This window comes from Pseudomonas sp. GOM6 (assembly GCF_029537485.1).
Lineage (GTDB): Bacteria > Pseudomonadota > Gammaproteobacteria > Pseudomonadales > Pseudomonadaceae > Aquipseudomonas.
The window spans coordinates 96,550-113,976 of sequence record NZ_JARPUS010000010.1 but is presented as its reverse complement, the minus strand read 5'-3'; the positions used below and the strand labels follow the sequence as shown (position 1 = coordinate 113,976).

At 64.3% G+C, this 17,427-nt stretch carries 16 protein-coding genes; 3 read left to right on the top strand and 13 right to left on the bottom strand.

The genetic code is table 11. From position 1 onward, the window contains the following. Positions 1–71 precede the first annotated feature (71 nt). The gene (locus tag P7A97_RS13430) at positions 72–881 is read left to right on the top strand and encodes a TatD family hydrolase (RefSeq protein WP_277690458.1); all 810 of its coding nucleotides are present in this window, start codon (positions 72–74) and stop codon (positions 879–881) included. Here P7A97_RS13430 and P7A97_RS13425 read toward each other — a convergent pair. The 5 genes from P7A97_RS13425 to P7A97_RS13405 form a co-directional block, all read right to left on the bottom strand. After that, entirely contained in the window at positions 878–1,675 is a 798-nt protein-coding gene (locus tag P7A97_RS13425) for a thioesterase family protein (RefSeq protein WP_277690457.1), read from the bottom strand. The two genes, P7A97_RS13430 and P7A97_RS13425, sit on opposite strands and share 4 nt — an antisense overlap. Positions 1,676–1,775: 100 nt before the next feature. Next, positions 1,776–2,543 (bottom strand): CHAD domain-containing protein, encoded by a 768-nt coding sequence (locus P7A97_RS13420; protein WP_277690456.1) that lies wholly within the window; start codon positions 2,541–2,543, stop codon positions 1,776–1,778. Beyond that, positions 2,540–4,534, bottom strand: a complete 1,995-nt coding sequence (locus tag P7A97_RS13415) for a DUF3488 and transglutaminase-like domain-containing protein (RefSeq protein ID WP_277690455.1) — start codon at positions 4,532–4,534, stop codon at positions 2,540–2,542. The genes P7A97_RS13420 and P7A97_RS13415 overlap by 4 nt, the downstream gene beginning before the upstream one ends. Continuing rightward, positions 4,531–5,481: a DUF58 domain-containing protein gene (locus P7A97_RS13410; RefSeq protein ID WP_277690454.1), complete on the bottom strand. Its 951-nt coding sequence runs from the start codon at positions 5,479–5,481 to the stop codon at positions 4,531–4,533. Before P7A97_RS13410 ends, P7A97_RS13415 begins: the two co-directional genes overlap by 4 nt. Beyond that, positions 5,481–6,398 carry an AAA family ATPase gene (locus tag P7A97_RS13405; protein WP_277690453.1) on the bottom strand — a complete coding sequence of 306 codons (918 nt, stop codon included), beginning with the start codon at positions 6,396–6,398 and terminating at the stop codon, positions 5,481–5,483. The genes P7A97_RS13410 and P7A97_RS13405 overlap by 1 nt, the downstream gene beginning before the upstream one ends. 163 nt (positions 6,399–6,561) lie before the next feature. Between P7A97_RS13405 and P7A97_RS13400 the strand changes: the two genes are divergently transcribed. Continuing rightward, positions 6,562–9,243 carry a cation-transporting P-type ATPase gene (locus P7A97_RS13400; protein WP_277690452.1) on the top strand — a complete coding sequence of 894 codons (2,682 nt, stop codon included), beginning with the start codon at positions 6,562–6,564 and terminating at the stop codon, positions 9,241–9,243. Here the strand turns inward: P7A97_RS13400 and P7A97_RS13395 are convergent. Together P7A97_RS13395 and P7A97_RS13390 are read right to left on the bottom strand one after the other, a co-directional pair. After that, positions 9,233–9,838 (bottom strand): flavin reductase family protein, encoded by a 606-nt coding sequence (locus P7A97_RS13395; protein WP_277690451.1) that lies wholly within the window; start codon positions 9,836–9,838, stop codon positions 9,233–9,235. The two genes, P7A97_RS13400 and P7A97_RS13395, sit on opposite strands and share 11 nt — an antisense overlap. Before the next feature lie 5 nt (positions 9,839–9,843). Next, a complete protein-coding gene (locus P7A97_RS13390; RefSeq protein ID WP_277690450.1) occupies positions 9,844–10,122 on the bottom strand; it encodes a hypothetical protein in 279 nt (92 codons plus the stop codon). 136 nt (positions 10,123–10,258) lie between these two features. On the opposite strand from P7A97_RS13390, the gene P7A97_RS13385 reads away from it, so the two are divergent. Beyond that, positions 10,259–11,266 carry a patatin-like phospholipase family protein gene (locus P7A97_RS13385; protein ID WP_277690449.1) on the top strand — a complete coding sequence of 336 codons (1,008 nt, stop codon included), beginning with the start codon at positions 10,259–10,261 and terminating at the stop codon, positions 11,264–11,266. A gap of 99 nt (positions 11,267–11,365) precedes the next feature. Here the strand turns inward: P7A97_RS13385 and P7A97_RS13380 are convergent, their stop codons facing one another. The 6 genes from P7A97_RS13380 to P7A97_RS13355 form a co-directional block, all read right to left on the bottom strand. Next, entirely contained in the window at positions 11,366–12,898 is a 1,533-nt protein-coding gene (locus tag P7A97_RS13380; RefSeq protein WP_277690448.1) for a YdgA family protein, read from the bottom strand. Positions 12,899–13,072: 174 nt separating this feature from the next. After that, complete coding sequence (locus P7A97_RS13375) at positions 13,073–14,125, bottom strand: AI-2E family transporter (RefSeq protein ID WP_277690447.1); 1,053 nt, start codon at positions 14,123–14,125, stop codon at positions 13,073–13,075. 51 nt (positions 14,126–14,176) lie between these two features. Further along, on the bottom strand, positions 14,177–14,980 hold the full coding sequence (locus P7A97_RS13370) for a DUF4892 domain-containing protein (RefSeq protein WP_277690446.1): 804 nt from the start codon (positions 14,978–14,980) through the stop codon (positions 14,177–14,179). 8 nt (positions 14,981–14,988) lie between these two features. Further along, complete coding sequence (locus P7A97_RS13365; protein WP_277690445.1) at positions 14,989–15,642, bottom strand: glutathione S-transferase N-terminal domain-containing protein; 654 nt, start codon at positions 15,640–15,642, stop codon at positions 14,989–14,991. 50 nt (positions 15,643–15,692) lie between these two features. Continuing rightward, positions 15,693–16,556, bottom strand: a complete 864-nt coding sequence (locus tag P7A97_RS13360) for an alpha/beta fold hydrolase (protein ID WP_277690444.1) — start codon at positions 16,554–16,556, stop codon at positions 15,693–15,695. Next, positions 16,553–17,359, bottom strand: a complete 807-nt coding sequence (locus tag P7A97_RS13355) for an alpha/beta hydrolase (RefSeq protein WP_277690443.1) — start codon at positions 17,357–17,359, stop codon at positions 16,553–16,555. Before P7A97_RS13355 ends, P7A97_RS13360 begins: the two co-directional genes overlap by 4 nt. Between the last annotated feature and the right edge of the window lie 68 nt (positions 17,360–17,427).

Sequence of the window (17,427 nt, the reverse complement as noted above, 5' to 3'; positions counted from 1 at the left end):
CTGTATTTGATTGTTTTATTGATAAAAAGCCGGCTTTGCTATGCTGCCGGCTCAACCACTGAGGTAGCACCATGCAACTCATCGACATCGGCGTCAATCTGACCCACCCCAGCCTGGCTCGGGAGCGTGATGCGGTGCTCGCCCGCGCTTACGAGGCCGGCGTCTGCCAACTGGTGCTGACTGGAACCAGCCTGGAGGAAAGCGAGCAGGCGCTGCATTTCTGCCAGGAACTGGATGAAACCGGCAGCCGATTGTTCAGTACCGCCGGGGTTCATCCGCACGACGCTAGCCAGTGGAATACAGAGAGTGCCCGGCAGCTGCGCGACCTGCTCAGTGAAGCGCCAGTACGTGCCGTGGGTGAATGCGGGCTGGATTTCAATCGCGACTTCTCGCCGCGACCGCAGCAGGAAAAGGCCCTGGAGGAACAGCTGGCTCTGGCTGTGGAGCTTCAGTTACCGGTGTTCCTGCATGAGCGTGATGCCAGTGAGCGCCTGGTGGCCATCCTCCGCCAGTTCCGCGACCAGTTGCCGGCCGCCGTGGTGCACTGTTTCACCGCCGGCAAGGACAGCCTGTATGCCTATCTCGATCTCGACCTGCATATCGGCATTACTGGCTGGATCTGCGATGAGCGCCGCGGCACCCACCTGCATCCGCTGATGCGCGACATCCCCGCGGGGCGCCTGATGCTGGAGAGCGACGCGCCCTACCTGCTCCCCCGCAGCCTGCGACCCAAACCGAAAAGCGGGCATAACGAGCCGGCCTTTCTCGGTGAGGTATTGCGCGAGGTCGCACTGCACCGCGGCGAAAGCCAGGAGAGCCTGGCCGCGCACAGTACGGCTACGGCCCGGGCCTTCTTCGACCTGCCACAGATCGAGACTTAATCGAACACCGTGGTGGTCTGCCGGCTCAGCGCCAGCAACTGGCCATCTTTGGTCCACAGCCGCGCCGCGATGTGGCCATAACCATCGAGGGCGTGCTCGATCTCGGCCTGGTACAGGCACCAGTCGTGGGTGGTGAGGCTGGGTAACGGATGGACGAACTCGATGGTCCAGGTCAGCGAGCTGCCCGGTGCATGGGACTTCAGGTGGGACAACACCGCCGGCGGCCAGGCATCCACCAGTGCCAACAGATGTGCTTCGCTGACCCGGTCATGGCTCACGTCACTGCGCAGGCGCACCCAGCCGCCCATATGGCGCGATGGCGTGTTGCTGAACGGCATGCCGCCCTGCCCCCAGCGCATGGCCAGAAAGCGTGTGAACTCTGGGGTGACACCAGCCAGATAAGGCAACTCCTGGCACTCTTCCACGGCCTTCATCGCCGGCGCCGGTTCGGCCTCGACCTGGACCGCGGAACGACGAGACGCACCGAAACTGCCCTGGGCGATGGCCACCACCTCGCCGTTTTGTACCGCACGACCGAGCATCTGGCTGACGGATTTGCCTTCGCGCAGCACTTCAACCTCGAAGGCTACCGCCTCCCCCATCAGCATGGGGCCGACAAAGGTGATGGACAACGAGCGTACCGGGCGACCGGCCGGCACCTTGAGCCGCATGGCTTCATACAGCATCGCCGCCACCAGGCCGCCGAAGGTCGCTCGCCCCTGCCCCCACAAGGGCGGGACGACGACATGCTGAGGGCGGGTATGTACGGCGTGGATCAGTTCAGCGAAGGTCATGCGCAATCTCCTTTCAGGCAGCTGCAAGCTTAGTGAAAAGCAGTCGCACACGGGAGGGACTATGCGGCCAAATCAGCGCCGGAAATGCTCTGTAATGAGCTCAGGACGCGGAAAGTTTCAGGGCCAATTCGGCCAGGCACTCATCCGCCTGTCGTTCCGCAGCGAGCAATTCGACCTGCCAGTGTTGGACGCACGGCAATAGATCCGCCTCACTCTGAACGCGAAGCAGCCATTGCAGATGGTCGTGCCAGTCACCCAGCGCACCCTGAGCCTGGCGCAAGGCCCGCAGGGTCGATGCGCTCAGCTCGCTGTAGGCCGGCCAAGCCTCGGCACAGTAGCGCAGGCGCTTGATCAGCAGGCGCAGGCGATGCCGGTCATGGCTCGGATCACGCAAGGCGGCAGTCAATTTGCGTACCTGCCTGGCCAGATTGCGGCGTACCTGCTTGGCACCGGCTTGCCATTGGCCATCACGGTGGGCATCGCGGCAATCCTGAGGCCAGTCGTCGAGACGGATCTGCAGGCGCTGCAGCGGCACACCGGCGAGCAGTTGCGCATAGCCGTCGTCACGTTCAGCCAGACGCCGCTGCGCCGCCTCGCTCTGGCCCAGGCGGCGCAGCTCGGCCGCCAGGACTTCCAGATCACGCAGTGGGCCGCTGGCCTTGCCCAACGCGCCTGCGCTCTGCTCCAGCGCGGCACAGAGCGGCTCCTGGCGCAATGGACGCAACAAGCTACGCAAGCGGCGGACGGCGATGCGCAGCTCATGCAGGGCCTCGTCATCCGTACGCGCCTGCATGCGGGCACAACAGGCGTACAGACGCATCTGCAACTCGATGATGCGCCTGTTGAGTCGAATGTCGAATGCATTCATGCCTTTCTCCCTCCTGATGACCGCCAGGGTAATTCACTGCGCAGGCGTTTCAGGCTGGCCGCAAGCCTCTCTGGCTCGGCCTGTGCGCCGGCATAGCGCTGTGCCTCGAAGGCCCTGGCAAATTCATCCAGTGCCTGCGCCTGGCGTGGCAACAGCGTCGCCGCCCGCGCGCTAAAGTCACGCACGCCTTCGCCCTTGCCGCGATGCAGGCCATAACGGGCCAGCAGCGACTCGAAACGGCGTAGCTGTCGCTGCAACGGGTCGCGCTCCCGCCGCCAGGGCTTGAACAGCCACAAGGCTACCAGCCCCAGTGCCGCCGCTCCGCAGCCCAGGAGTACCAGTGCCAGGCGTTGCCAGTCCAGCGTGCCGAACCAGCGTTTCAGCAACCCCAGCTGCTGCTCGCTGCGATAACCGAGCACCCAGCGCTGCCAGTTGTAGTTGACGCTATCCCAGGTCAGACGCAACTCGTTGAGCCACTCCAGATGGCGGTAGCGCAGCGGTGAAAAGGGAGAGTCATCGAGAAAGCCATCCTCTTCGGCCAGGGCTTCTTCCAACCCCATCTCGATACGCTCCGGCGCCACCTGGAACGTCGGGTCGACGCTGACCCAGCCGCGCCCTGCCAGCCAGTACTCGACCCAGGCGTGGGCATCGTACTGGCGCACCGCCAGGTAATTGGCTGACGAGTTGAACTCGCCACCCTGGTAGCCCGCCACAACCCGCGCCGGAATGCCCGCGGCGCGCAGCACGAAGGTCATGGCGCCGGCATAGTGGGCGCAAAAGCCGCGCCGGGTGCGGAAGAGAAACTCATCGATACTGTCGAGTCCCACGGGCGGTGGCCTGAGGGTGTAGACGTAGGGTTGCTGGTTGAAGTGCTGCAGCAGCGCCCGTACCAGCGCCTCGTCGTCGCCATGCTCACGGCGCAGCTGTGCGGCCCATTGCCGCGCGCGCGGATCGCCGTCCTTGGGCAACTGCAGGCTGCTGCGCATGACGCCCCTGGGCAGCTGTTCCTCGCGCACGGCCGCCGGCCAGGACTGCACTTCGTACATCAGGCTCTGCAGCACCGGACGCGACTGTTGCAGACGAAAGTCGCTCATCTGCCGGGTATTGGCCAGGTTGGTCTGCCCCACATCGAGGGCGAACAGCCAGGGCTTGCCACTGGGCTGCATGATGATGCTGTAGGACAACGCCTCACCCTGCTTGCGCCACTGCGGCGCGGCCGATTGCTGCGCGCCCCAGCCTTGCGACCAGCGCCGACCATCGAAGTGATCCAGGGTCAGGGCACGCCAATACAGCTCGCTGCGCGGCGGTGGCGCACCCTCGAAGCTGGCGCGGAAGGCCAATTCCGGCGAGCGACTGAGCTCGGCCACATCGGCCGGCGCCATGCTGTCCGACAGGCCTGTGATGCCCCGCTGCGGTGTCGGCAGGCTCCATAGCGGGCCCAGGCGCGGAAAGAACAGGAACAGCACCAGCATCAGCGGTACTGCCTGCAGCATCAGGGTGCCAGCCAGCCTCAGCGTCGCCAGCGGACGCGTGGCCAGGCTGCTCTGCTGCAGTCCGATCAGTGCCGCCAGCAGCGCGGTAATCGGCAGCAGGCTATACAGCGCCGCCAACAGGCCGTCATCGAACAGATAGCCGACCACCACGACGAAGAAGCCGAGGAAGATCAGCACCAGCGCATCGCGGCGGTTACGCAGTTCCACCAGTTTGAGGATGAAGGCCGCGACCAGCAGCACCGCCCCGGCATCCAGACCGATCAGGCTGCCACGGGACAGGAACACCCCTGCGGCCGTGGCCAGCATCAAGCCCGCGCGTGCCAGACCGTTGGGGAAACCGGCGCGCATGCGAAACACCTGCACGCGCCAGCCGGCACAGAACAGCCAAAGTACGGCAAGCCAGGGCGGCAGGTGCAACAGCAACGGCAAAATCACCAGCACCTGGGCCACCAGCAGCCAGGTCAGGGCTATGCGAGGAATACCCGGCGCAACGCTCATGGCCGTTCTCCATAGAGTGCCAGGGCTCGCAGGCAGGCCTCGCGATGGGTGTCGCCATAGTCCGGCGAACGCTCGAAACCGGGCAGGCGCAGGCCATAAGCCTGCTGGCGGGCATCCAGTTGCAGCACCCAGTGACACAGCAGCGACAGGCGCGCCTCGATGTCGCCGCCCAGCGCCTGGAAATCCAGCCACAGATCGCGCCCGCTCAATGCGGCGAAATCCTTGACCAGCAGGCCCTGGCCGCGAGAAAAGGCCTTCCAGTGCAAACGCCGGCGCGAGTCGCCCGGCTGATAGCTGCGCAAACCCTGGTAGTCATCAGCGCCCTGCCCGCTGGCGCGAAGTCCCTCTTCCTCGTCATCGTCGCCGCCTCCCGCAGCCAGGGGCAGATCACCCTCCAGCGGGCGCGGGTAGACCAGTACGGCCTGATCCAGGTCGACCCAGCTCCAGGCCACCAGAATGCCCAGCGGAAAGCGGCTCTCCACCCGCATGCGCTGCGGGCGAAGCCAGCCACGACGCAGGGTCGGCAGGCCGAGCTCGCATTCGCTCTCGCCACCTGCCGGGACATCCTGAACCTGTAGAGGCTGCTCCGGCCAGCCCAGGGCGATGGCCTGGTGCGGGTGCCCGGCACTCTCCAGGCGCACCCGAAAACGCGCCGGCTCGCCGAGAAATACCGCACCGCTGGCGCCGGCCTTGAGGATCAGGCCGCTGAAGTTGCGATAGGTGTGCAGGATGGCGATCACGAAAATCGCCGCCAGCAGAAAGGTCAGGCCGTAGGCCAGGCTGTTTTCGTAGTTGATCCCGGCCAGCAGCATCAGTACCAGCAGCACGGTAAAGGCCGCCCCGACCCGATCCGGCATGATGAAGATGCGCCGCTGGTTCAGCTGAACCTGCGACGCTGCCGGAATGCGTCGGGCGATCCAGTTGCGCCAACGAGCCTTGAGCGTCATCAGACTGCCGCCACCTCGCGCAGCAGCCATTGCACCAGCGTGCCGCCGCCATGCCCGGCCGGGTCGGCCCGCTCGCGCAGACGGTGCCCCACCACCGCCGGCAACACGGCCTGCACATCCTCGGGAATCACATAGTCGCGATGGGCCAGGAAGGCCCAGGCCCGCGCGGCTGCCAACAACGCCAGGCTGGCGCGTGGTGACAGGCCCCAGGCGAACTGCGGCTCGCTGCGCGTCGCCTCGACCAGGCGCAAGACGTAATCCACCAGCGCATCACTGGCGCGCACCTGGGGGATCAGCGCCTGGATGGCGGCCAGTTCGGCATGATTGAGCAACGGCTCCAGGCGCGGCAGCAGATCTCGCCTCGCCTCGCCCAGCAGCAGCGACTTTTCCGCCGCCCGCGCCGGGTAGCCCAACGACAAACGCATGAGGAAGCGATCCAGCTGCGACTCCGGCAACGAAAAGGTGCCGCCGGAGCTGACCGGGTTCTGCGTGGCGATGACGAAGAAGGGTTCCGGCAGCGGCCGCGTGGCCCCCTCGATGGTCACCTGGCCCTCCTCCATGGCTTCCAGCAGCGCGCTCTGGCTCTTCGGTGTGGCGCGGTTGATTTCGTCCGCCAACACCAGTTCGGCGAAGATCGGCCCAGGATGGAAGACGAATTGCCCACTGTCCTTATCGAACACCGAAGTGCCGAGAATGTCGCCCGGGAGCAGGTCCGAGGTGAACTGGATGCGCTGGTAGGAAAGCCCCAGCACTCGCGCCAAGGCCTGGCTCAGGGTGGTTTTGCCCATGCCGGGCAGGTCCTCGATCAGCAGATGACCACGCGCCAGCAGACAGGTCAGCGCCAGGCGCACCTGATGATCCTTGCCCAGCACTACCTGGTTGATCGCATCCAGACAGGCATCCATCTTCGGCCGCATCACAGCTCTCCAGCGGGTAAAAGTCCGATCCTACTGATAGCCGGAGCATCGGCAAAGCCATCGCAATCTTTGCTGACGAATCTGTCGCAGAGCTGACGGGAGTCAAGATGGCTTCTCGTCCAGGCCTTACTGTTGATACCGAGACTTCAGCTGGGAGGCCACCATGAACGCTCCACCGCGCACTCACTGGCACGCCTTGCCCGCCGCCGAAAGCCTGGAGCGCCTGTCCAGTCATCCTGCCGGCCTGGACAGCGGCGAAGCGGCCAGACGCCTGGCAGAGCATGGCCAGAACCGCCTGCCGCAACGCCCCGGCAAAGGTCCGCTGCTGCGTTTTGCGCTGCAGTTCCACAACCTGCTGATCTATGTGCTGCTCATCGCGGGCGTGGCGACCATGCTGCTGGGCGAGTGGGTCGACAGCAGCGTGATCTTCGCCGTGGTGTTGATCAACGCCGCAGTAGGCTTCGTTCAGGAAGGCAAGGCCGAACAGGCCATGCACGCAATCCAGAACATGCTCACGCTGAAGGCGCGGGTACGCCGCGACGGCCAGGTGCTGCACATCCCCGCTGAGGAACTGGTACCGGGCGACCTGGTTCTGCTCGAGGCCGGCGATCGGGTTCCTGCGGACCTGCGGCTTCTCGAAGCCCGCGACCTGCGCATCGAGGAGGCGGCACTGACCGGCGAATCGGTTCCGGCAGACAAATTCACCGCCGCCGTCCACATCGAAGCCAGCCTGGGCGACCGCGGTAGCATGGCCTACTCCGGCACTCTGGTCAGCGCCGGCAGCGGCACGGGCCTGGTGGTGGCCACCGGAGCGCATACCGAACTTGGTCGCATCAATCACCTGCTGGGCCATGTAGAAAGCCTACAGACACCTCTGCTCGCCGACATGGCGCGTTTTGCCCGACAACTGACGCTGATCATCCTGGCCCTGGCAGCCGTAACGTTCATATTCGGCACCCTGGTACGCGACTATTCCAGTGAAGACATGCTGTTGGCCGCCGTTGGCCTGGCCGTGGCGGCGATTCCGGAAGGCCTGCCGGCGGTGCTGACCATCATCCTCGCCCTCGGCGTGCGCCGCATGGCCGGCCGCAGCGCGATCATCCGCCGCCTGCCAGCAGTGGAAAGCCTCGGCGCGGTCACCACCATCTGCTCGGACAAGACCGGCACCCTGACCCGTAACGAAATGACCATACAGCAGGTATTCACCGGCGAGCATCGTTATCAGGTCGACGGCATCGGCTATGCCCCACTGGGCAGCGTGTACTGCGATGACGGCCAACTCTGCGCACTGGACAGCGCCGATGATCTGCGTGAATTGACCCGCGCCGGTCTGCTGGCCAACAGCGCCAGCCTGCATCTGTGCGACGAACAGTGGTGCATCACCGGTGACCCGACCGAAGCGGCACTGCTGACGCTGGCCGGCAAGCTGGCGCTGAACCCGGAGCGAGAGGCCGCCAATCTACCCCGCGTCGATAGCATTCCGTTCAGTTCCGAACGGCGTTGCCTGGCCAGCCTGCACCACGATCATGGGGGGCACGGCCTGATCTACATGATCGGTGCGCCCGAGCGTCTGCTGGAGGTGTGCAATCGCCAGTGGCAGGGCGGTAGCGCCAAACCGCTCGATCCAGGCCTGTGGCAACGACACTTGGATGAAGGTGCCAGCCAGGGTTTGCGCATGATCGGCCTGGCCATGCGCCCGCTGGGGCGGCCACAAAGCCAGCTGGAATATGCCGACCTGGACGGCGACTTCATCCTGCTCGGCCTGGTGGGCATGATTGACCCTCCGCGCGAGGAAGCCATCCGCGCCATTGCCGAGTGCCACCGCGCCGGTATCGGGGTAAAGATGATCACCGGTGACCATGCCGCCACCGCCGCTGCCATTGCACGGCGTCTGGGGCTGGGCGGCGCCGCGCCGCTGACGGGCGCCGAGATTGACCAGCTCGACGATGCGGCGCTGGAGGCACGGCTGGCCGACACCCATGTGTTTGCCCGCACTGACCCAGGCCACAAGTTGCGTCTGGTCGAACGGCTGCAGGCCAGCGGCCAACGCGTTGCCATGACCGGCGATGGCGTCAACGATGCTCCCGCGCTGAAACGTGCCGATATCGGCATCGCCATGGGCATCAAGGGCACCGAAGCAGCTCAGGAGGCTTCGCAGATGGTGCTGGCTGACGACAACTTCGCCACCATCGCTCATGCGGTGGAGGAAGGCCGTACTGTCTACGACAACCTGAAGAAGTCGATCCTGTTCATCCTGCCCACCAACGGCGGCCAGGCACTGGTGCTGCTGATGGCCATCGGGCTGGGCTTGACGCTGCCAATCACGCCGTTGCAGATCCTCTGGGTGAACATGGTCACCGCGGTGACACTCGCCCTCGCCCTGGCCTTCGAGCCTGCGGAAAACCAGCTGATGCAACGCCCACCGCGCGATCCCAGAGCGCCGCTGCTGTCCGCCAGGCTGCTGTGGAAAATCAGCTACGTATCGCTGCTGCTGACCATCGCCAGCCTCAGCCTGTTTCTCCTGGCGCAACGCTGGGGCTGGTCTGTGGAAATGTCCCGCACCCTGGCCGTCAATGCGCTGGTCGCCGGTGAAGTCGGCTTTCTCTTCACCACCCGCCGCCTGCACGGCCCAGCGCGCTTCGACCACGCCAGCAATCCGATGGTGTGGGCCATGGTGAGCTGCATACTCCTGCTGCAGGCAGCCTTTACCTATTGGCCGCCACTGCAAAAGCTGTTCGGCACCGTACCGCTGGCGTTTTCGGCCTGGGGCCTATGCCTGGGTGTGGCGCTGCTCGTCTGCGGGCTGACTGAGTTGGAAAAGCGCCTGAGTGGATTCAGGGCCTGAGCAGCGCAAACGTCTCGGTGGTGCGACAGTAGTGGCTGCCACCGAGACGCCCGACCAGGTCGAGACGCTGTGGATCGAGACGGCCCTGCTCATTCAGCACCGCATCGTCGATATGCGCCAGCAGCACCTCGGCGAAGATCAGATGGCAATTGGGCTGTTGTGCCGGATAGGGCTGTATCTGCGCCACTCGGCACTCGAAAACCACCGGGGCACCGCTGACGCGCAAGGCGCTCACCCGCTCGGCCGGCACCCCGGCAATGGCGCAGTGCTCGAACTCGCTGACGCCGTGGGCCAGCACTGCCGCCGACGCATTCATCGCCTCTGCCTGAGCGTGACTGACCAACTGAATGACCAGTTCGCCACTGTCCTGGGCATTGCGCAGGGTGTCTTTCAGACTGCCATCATCACGGCTGCCGACGTTCACCATCAGCGTCGGCGGCTCATCGCTGATCACCTGAAAAAAACTGAAAGGTGCAAGGTTGTCCCGGCCTGAGGCTGAGCGCGTCGATACCCAGGCGATCGGTCGCGGAGTAACACTGGAGGCCAGCCAGCGGTAAGCCTCCAAGGGCGACAAGGTGGTGAAATCCAGTTGCATGGTATTTAGCGCCCGGCGCGGGATTCGCGAATGTAAAAACGCGCTTTCTCCGCGTTTTCGGTGCAGCTCTGATAACCCTCGAACTGCTGCGAGGTCTTGGCCGTCGTCAGCAAAGCCAGCGCCTTGGAGTAACTCACGGTGCCGGCGAAACCTTCGGCCTTGGCGATGTCCAGTTCGCGCCAGGCCGCATCCAGTTGATTGGCACAGCTGTCGCGGTAAGCCGTTTTCCCGGCACAACCGGCCAGGGCAAAAGCCGAAAACATCAGAGCGGCGATTCTTGTCATGGTGTTCTCCAGAGATGGGGTGGCGACTTTGATTGGCGATCCGCAGCAAAGTGCCCTGCGCGCCGCAGTCTAACAGCCAAGGTTGGCGCAGTGGCTCTAGGCGGGTATGTTCGAGAGGTTTTTCCGGGGGATTTATATGAGCAAGCGAGTAGCACTGGTATTGGGCTCCGGCGGAGCGCGCGGGTATGCGCACATCGGCGTGATCGAGGAACTGGAAGCCCGCGGCTATGAGATCGGCTGCATTGCTGGTTGCTCCATGGGCGCCGTGGTTGGCGGCATCTACGCCGCCGGCAAGCTGGGCGAGTACCGCGAGTGGACGGAAAGCCTGGACTACCTGGACGTGCTGCGCCTGCTCGACGTCAGCTTCCGCCTGGGTGCCATTCGCGGCGAGAAGGTGTTCGGCAAGATCCACGAGATCGTCGGCGAGATCGATATCGAAAGCCTGGCGATTCCCTATACAGCGGTCGCCACCGACCTGACCAACCAGCAGGAAATCTGGTTCCAGGAAGGCTGTCTGCACAAGGCCATGCGCGCCTCCGCGGCCATCCCCAGCCTGTTTACTCCGGTAACCCAGGGCTCGCGCATGCTGGTCGATGGCGGCCTGCTCAACCCGCTGCCCATCGTGCCGGTGGTATCCAGCCACTGCGACTTGATCGTCGCGGTCAACCTCAACGCCCTCAACCAGAAGCACTACCAGCTGCCGGTGATCGAACGGCCGGCGGCGATCAAGGGCAAGATCGACCATCTGATGGGCTCGCTCAGCGCCCGCCTACCCTTCCTGCGCCGCGAAACCGATGAGGAGGAAGAAGGTGAAGCCATGCTGGCACTGGAAAATCCCTGGGTCGAAACCAGCCAGCCAAAGCCTGCCCCCAAGGAGGAAAGCGCGCCCAAATCCGCCAGCGACTCGCAGGTGGTGGGTGCGGTCGGTCCGGCTTCGCTGCTGGAACTGGTCAACCAAAGCTTCGAGGTCATGCAGACGTCTCTGGCTCAGTACAAGATCGCCGGCTACCCGCCGGATATCCTGATCAACGTACCCAAGCGGGTATGCCGCTTCTTCGAGTTCCACAAGGCGCCGGAGTTGATCCAGCTCGGTCGACAGATTGCTGCCGACACGCTGGACAAGTACGAGCAGGAGCATGGTTAAGCGCGGCTTCTGCCCACCTCTCACGCTTCAACCTGAAACAAAAAGGCCCGCGACTCTGACGAGAGGCGGGCCTTGTTCAGCCGTGGGCGAGCGAATCGGTTACCGCTCGATCACATCCAGTTCCGACTGCTCTTCATGCATGTCACCAGCGCCAAGTCCACCCAGGCCTGAGCCTGTGGTGAATGCCATCGCGACAAACTCCTCGACCGTCATCGACTTGCCGTTGAAATCCACCTTGTCATCGGCGTAGTGCAGTGTCGAAACGATGCTGTCGCCCTCCAGCCTGGCCAACTCGGTGGCCTGTGCCATGCCGCCGGCCATGTCACCCATCATCGAGGCCTGTTGGGCGATCGCCTGCAGGTCGGTCTCGCCGGCGATAGCCGCCTGCAGCCCCACCATGTCACCGATCATCGCCTTGGACACAGCCACCTTGGCATCCAGTTGGGTAATCAACTGCTTGGCCAGCTCCGCTGGCGGCAACTCGAAGGATTCCGGTTTATTCAGTTCCAGCGACAGGCTCAGGCTGCTTTCGCCGCTGGCAGTCTTGAACGCCAACCGCTCCAGGGCGATGCCCGGGTTGCCGGCCAGCAGCTTGTCGACATCGACCATCAGCTGTGCCTGCTGCGCTTCAGACAGCGATGGGACGGTACTGTCGCCGCTGGTTTCCAGGTGTTGCCCGCCGCCCTGCATCAGCTCGCCATACAGGCCGACCAGTGACTGCAGTGCCGCACCATCAAGGCTCTTCAGGCTCCATTGCATCTGCGCAGCCCCGAGGTCGTGGCCCTGGTAGCTGATCATGCCGACGTCATAGCTGTAACGCGCGGCCAGTTTGCCATCGGTTTCGCTGGTTTCATCGCGCTGCACCAGGTCGCGCAACACCACCGTAGCGCCCTCGTCGGCCAGCACTTCGATACGCTGTAAACGCACTTCGTTGCGGCCCAGGTAGAAGTCGCTGGCGCCCTTCTCGGTCTGACTGTCCAGGCTCAGCCCCTTGAGCTCGACGGTCAGCGGCTGGTCGGTGGACGCCAGCCTGGAGTTGATACGCAGGTTGCCCATCGCGCCAGACGCCTTGATTGCCTTGGCATCGGCGGTGCTGTCGAAGTCGACGTCGAGGCCGCTGAAACTCACCGAGGTACGCTCATCGAGCGCCGCCTCAAGCGGGCTGACCTGCAGAGTGCCTGTCACCGTGCGGTCATAGCCCAGACTCACCTGACCGCTGAGCGGCGACTTGCCAGCGCTGGCGGCGAACCACTTGGCGATGGCTTCGTTCTGTTCCAGCCCGTAGTTGCTGGTAGCCATGACTGGCAACAGTTTGGCCTGCTTGAGGCGGGACAGCGGGAATGGGCCGTGCTCGATATGGTCGGTGACGATCAGTTCGACCGGCTCACCCTCCACCGTGAAAACCATGCGATAGCGTGCTTCGCTGCTGAAGAACTGACGGTCAAGGGACAACAATTCGAGCGAAGCGCTGAGACCAAGGACCGGAAGGCTGCTGGCCATTTCGGCGTTGGCCTGTTTGATCGATGCGTCGAGCACGCCGGGTAGCTGTTGGCCGGTATACCAGGCGCCTGCGGTGCCGATGGCCGCAATGGCCAGCACGGCCCCTGCAGCGATACCTGCAATCTTTTTCATCAGATGCTCCATGTTTGTGTTGGTCTTTCTTCCCTGAACCGTAAGGCACCTCTGCGGGCACCGTGGCGGTCAAGATATAGCCGCGCCTGCACTGTCGCTTGGGCGGCGCAGCAGGCTAGCACTCGCAGACCAAGGCTCCAAGGCTGGTCTGGCGTGTATGCCAACCTGCTCCCGTTATGCCTGGGCTGGCGGTTCCTGCTCGTTCTTCACCCAGTCGTCGAGCAGGTTGAAGGCCACCGCGAGCAAGGTCGGTCCGAGGAACAGGCCCATGAAACCGAAGGCGAGGATGCCGCCGAACACCCCGAGCAGCACCACCACCAGCGGCAGGTTGCCGCCACGGCTGATCAGGTACGGCTTGAGCACGTTGTCCACGCCGCTGACCACGAAGGCGCCCCAGATGCCGAGGAAGATCGCCATACCGTACTCGCCCTGGCTCACCAGCCAGGCCGTGGCTGGCGCCCAGATCAGCGGCGGCCCCATAGGGATTAGGCTCAGAACGAACGTCAGCAGGCCTAGCACCAGGGCACCGGGTATGCCGGCGATATAGAAGCCGATCAATGCCAGCAGGGCCTGGGCCACGGCGGTACCGATCACCCCGTTGACCACCCGTTGCACAGTGCCGGCTACCAGTTCCAGGTAGTGCTCGGCGCGGCCACCGATCAGGCGTTGCAGCATGCTCTGGGCAAATGCCGCCAGACGCGGGCCATCCCGGTAGAAGAAGAACACCAGCACAAGGCTCAGCGCCAGTTCCAACATGCCACCGCCAATCTGGGCACTGCGCGCCAGTACCCAGTTGCCTACCTCGCCGAGGTAAGGACGAACAGTCGCGAACAGTTCCGACCCTTCACGATCCACGCGCTGCCACAACTCCACCAGGTTCTGCCCCACCAGCGGCAGACTGCCGAGCCACGAGGGCGGGTCAGGCAGACCGTCGACCTGGAAGTTCTTGAACATCTCGTTGGCGTCGCGAATATGATCGGCCAGATTGAACCCCAGCCAGACCAACGGCACCGCCACCAGGACCATCCAGCCCGCGGTCAGGATGCCGGCGGCGGCAGCGGCGCGGCCATCCAGCGCCCGGCTGAGCAGGCGCATCAGCGGCCAGCTGGCGAACGCCAGCACGGCGGCCCAGAACAGCGCGGAAAAGAAGGGCGCCAGCACCCAGGCGCATGCGCCCAGTAGAGCCAGCAGGAGAATCTGCACCAACAGGCGGTCGTTGTTCAGCATGGTTTCCACTTCCGGATACCGGGCGCTGATCGCCCGGCCCGCCATCATGCGTCAGCGCAGCATTCGTAACAACAGGCCAGAGCCCTCTGTCTCGCCGGTTTCCAGTCGGCTGGCGCGTACCCCTCGCTGCTCCAGCGTCGCACGCCAGGCCTCGGCACTGGCGCCGTTGAGGCTGACCCGCAGCGTGCGGTCGAGCAGCAGCGTGTTGGCCAGCAGCTCCGCCCAGGTGTCATCCGGCTCGCCCAGTTTGGGTAGCGCCAGTTGCCCACTCTGGCGCAGCTTTTTGCGCAGCGTGGCGGCAGCGGGAAGAATGTCCGCCAGGGGGGCGGCAGCATCCAGCTGTTCGGCATGCAGGTAGGAGCGGCGGTTACCGCGGGTGATGCCGTACAAGGCCAGCAAGCTGTTGTCCTGGGGTTCAGCCAGACGCAGCAGCAGGTAGCTCTGCCGCTCCTCGGGACCGTAGAGCTTGGCGTTGCCGAAGATGGCATTGGCCAGCAGGCTGCTGGAGCCGCAGTCACGGCCCTCACACCAGTACAGCAACTGCGCGCCAGCCTGGTCCAGGTGCTCACGGGCCTGTTCCAGCACCTCGTCTGGGGAGTGTTCGTCAGGCAGGCGGTAGGTCAAGGCGCGCACGCGGCCTTCGACCAGCACTTCGCGCGACATGCGTATCTGGCCACTGATGCGGCGCACCCCATCGAGTGGATAGCGACGTTCCTCGACGGCGGCATCGCGGTAGTCGACGATCTCGGCACGGGGAAAGCGCGGCAGGATGTCCAGGTCCTGGCTGCCGGCAACGTCGGCGGCCAGGACGGGAGTGCAGCAGAGGGTCAGGCAGAGCAAGAGATGACGGGGCATGCGCAACCTCAGCGTGTCAGCATGCTTTGGGCGGTTTTTACCAGGCTGCTTTCGTCGTCGGGACGACGCGGCACCTGCAGCCCGCGTTGCACTGCCGGGCGCTCGCCGATTGTACTCAGCCAGCGCTGCAGATGCTCCAGGCCCTCGACCGAGACGCCCGCCCAGTCGTGTACTCGCACCCAGGGGAACGTGGCGATATCGGCGATGCTGTAGTCACCGGCCAGGTATTCGGCCTCGCTCAAACGGCGGTCGAGCACTTCATAGAGGCGGCGGGTTTCGTGCTGGTAACGGTCGATGGCACCCTGCAGCTTTTCCGGGAAATAGCGGAAGAACACGTTGGCCTGGCCCTGCATCGGCCCTACTCCACCCATCTGAAACATCAGCCACTGCAGCACCAGAGAGCGGCCCTGAGCATCGCTGGGCATCAGTCGACCAGTCTTCTCAGCCAGGTAGATGAGGATGGCGCCGGACTCGAACACGGCGAAACCGTCATCGACAATGGCCGGGATACGCCCATTGGGGTTGATGCGGAGGAACTCCGGGGTTTTCTGCTCTTTCTTGTCGAACGACAAGGCGTGCACCTGATAAGGCAGCCCTAGCTCCTCGAGCGCGATAGAAACCTTGTGGCCGTTGGGGGTGGCAGCTGTATAAAGCTCAATCATGCAATTCTCCCGTTGCGTTCCTGCAAGCCTCGGCAGTTGCCGAGGCTGCGTCAAGGCCGCAGGAAGAAAGGATTGAAACAGTCTGCGACCTGCTGGGCTCCGACCTCGTCATTCAGATGTAGATGATGGCCGCCCGGCAGCACATGTACCTCGAACCCCGTACCCTCGATCAGGGACTTGAGCCGCGGCTCGACGCTCATCTGCCCGCCCTCGGCGAGAATCAGACTGACCGGGCACTGCACCGCCTGCACGAAGTGCTCGACATGGGCGAAGGTCAGGCGCATGACCGAAGGCAGGGTCAGGCGGATATCCGTACGCCAGGTATAGCCACCGGGTACCGGTTCCAGACCGCGCTGGGCCAGCAGTTCGGCAGCCTCGCGACTGACCGCGACCACGCCCTTCATGCGCGCCTGTACGGCTTTTTCCAGATCCGGATAAACCGGTTTCTGCTTGTTACGCACGGCCAGGCGTGCGCGCAGCGCATCGCCAAGGCGCTTGGGCGCGCTATCGGCCTCGGCGGTATAGGGCACCAGACCATCGATCAGCGCCAGGCGCTCGATGCGTTCCGGCACGGCTGCAGCCAATAGAGTCGAAATGATCCCGCCCAGAGAATGCCCGAGCAGGGAGAAGCGCTCCCAGCCCAGTTGCTCGGCCACCAGCAGCACATCCTCCAGGTATTCCCACATGCTGTAGCTGGAGTTGCTGGCGTAATGGCCGGAATGGCCATGGCCGGGGAAATCCAGGGCAACGATGCGCAGCCCTCGGAGCTTCGGCGCCAGGCGTGCATAGGTCATGGCGTTGTCCAGCCAGCCATGCAGAGCGATCACCGGAAGACCGTCCTCGGGACCGAACAAATGAGCCGCCAGCTCGACATGCGGCAGGCTGAAACGGGTTTCCTCGACGCTGAAACTCATGCAGAACGCTCCCTATCCTGATCCTGCCAGCGGCTGAACAGCTCACGCAGCAGCCGCGCCGTGTCCTGCGGCCGCTCCAGCGGAAACATATGCCCGCCGGGCAGGCTGTGGTATTCGCCACGGGGCACTCGTGCCACCTGGCGGGCATGGTGCGGCATCACCACACGGCTATGCCGACCGCGCACGACGGCCAACGGCACCGGCAGCTGCTGCGGGCGCCCCGGTACGGTGTGGGGCACGCTGCGGTAAATACTGATCTCGGTGGCCGGATCGAAACGCAAGCGCAGGCCCTGCCCTTCCGCGCGCAGGCCATGGCGTATGTAGGCATCCAGGCACTCGGGGTCGAAGCGACGGAACAGGGTCTTGGCGGCGAAATAATCGCGGGCCTCCGCGAAGTCGCTGAAGGCTTCACGTCGGCCGACCGTACGCCCGGCAGGTGTGATCCGGTCAATGAAGCCAAAGCGCTTGGCGGCACGAATCACCAGCCGGTCGACCCCCGTCAGCAAGGGCGAGTCGAGCATCACTACACCGCGGTACAGCTCCGGATGGCGCAACGCCGCATGGTAGTGCAGTACGCCGCCGAGAGAATGACCAACGCCCCACACTGGCTGGTCAGCCTGCTGCAGATGCAGGATCAGCTCGTCGACCAGATTGTCCCAGTTGTCGTTGACCGGAAAACGCGGATCATGCCCGTGCTGCGCCAGGTGCTGGACATTGAAGTCCGGCGCCAGGGCGGCGAAGAGTTTGGCGTAGGTCGCCGACGGGAAACCGTTGGCGTGAGCGAAGAAGACAGATTGCGACATGGCGGCAAGCTACGAATGAGTTGCCGAGGATTGTCCGGCACACCCAGGCAGGCGGCAATCGCCAGAAA

Bases quoted from the DNA above. Each gene is read 5' to 3' on its own strand.
- P7A97_RS13375 (WP_277690447.1), bottom strand. From the start codon at position 14,125: ATGCTGAACAACGACCGCCTGTTGGTGCAGATTCTCCTGCTGGCTCTA.
- P7A97_RS13370 (WP_277690446.1), bottom strand. From the start codon at position 14,980: ATGCCCCGTCATCTCTTGCTCTGCCTGACCCTCTGCTGCACTCCCGTC.
- P7A97_RS13360 (WP_277690444.1), bottom strand. From the start codon at position 16,556: ATGAGTTTCAGCGTCGAGGAAACCCGTTTCAGCCTGCCGCATGTCGAG.
- P7A97_RS13430 (WP_277690458.1), top strand. From the start codon at position 72: ATGCAACTCATCGACATCGGCGTCAATCTGACCCACCCCAGCCTGGCT.
- P7A97_RS13395 (WP_277690451.1), bottom strand. From the start codon at position 9,838: ATGCAACTGGATTTCACCACCTTGTCGCCCTTGGAGGCTTACCGCTGG.
- P7A97_RS13380 (WP_277690448.1), bottom strand. From the start codon at position 12,898: ATGAAAAAGATTGCAGGTATCGCTGCAGGGGCCGTGCTGGCCATTGCG.
- P7A97_RS13355 (WP_277690443.1), bottom strand. From the start codon at position 17,359: ATGTCGCAATCTGTCTTCTTCGCTCACGCCAACGGTTTCCCGTCGGCG.
- P7A97_RS13365 (WP_277690445.1), bottom strand. From the start codon at position 15,642: ATGATTGAGCTTTATACAGCTGCCACCCCCAACGGCCACAAGGTTTCT.
- P7A97_RS13400 (WP_277690452.1), top strand. From the start codon at position 6,562: ATGAACGCTCCACCGCGCACTCACTGGCACGCCTTGCCCGCCGCCGAA.
- P7A97_RS13405 (WP_277690453.1), bottom strand. From the start codon at position 6,398: ATGCGGCCGAAGATGGATGCCTGTCTGGATGCGATCAACCAGGTAGTG.
- P7A97_RS13410 (WP_277690454.1), bottom strand. From the start codon at position 5,481: ATGACGCTCAAGGCTCGTTGGCGCAACTGGATCGCCCGACGCATTCCG.
- P7A97_RS13420 (WP_277690456.1), bottom strand. From the start codon at position 2,543: ATGAATGCATTCGACATTCGACTCAACAGGCGCATCATCGAGTTGCAG.
- P7A97_RS13390 (WP_277690450.1), bottom strand. From the start codon at position 10,122: ATGACAAGAATCGCCGCTCTGATGTTTTCGGCTTTTGCCCTGGCCGGT.
- P7A97_RS13425 (WP_277690457.1), bottom strand. From the start codon at position 1,675: ATGACCTTCGCTGAACTGATCCACGCCGTACATACCCGCCCTCAGCAT.
- P7A97_RS13415 (WP_277690455.1), bottom strand. From the start codon at position 4,534: ATGAGCGTTGCGCCGGGTATTCCTCGCATAGCCCTGACCTGGCTGCTG.
- P7A97_RS13385 (WP_277690449.1), top strand. From the start codon at position 10,259: ATGAGCAAGCGAGTAGCACTGGTATTGGGCTCCGGCGGAGCGCGCGGG.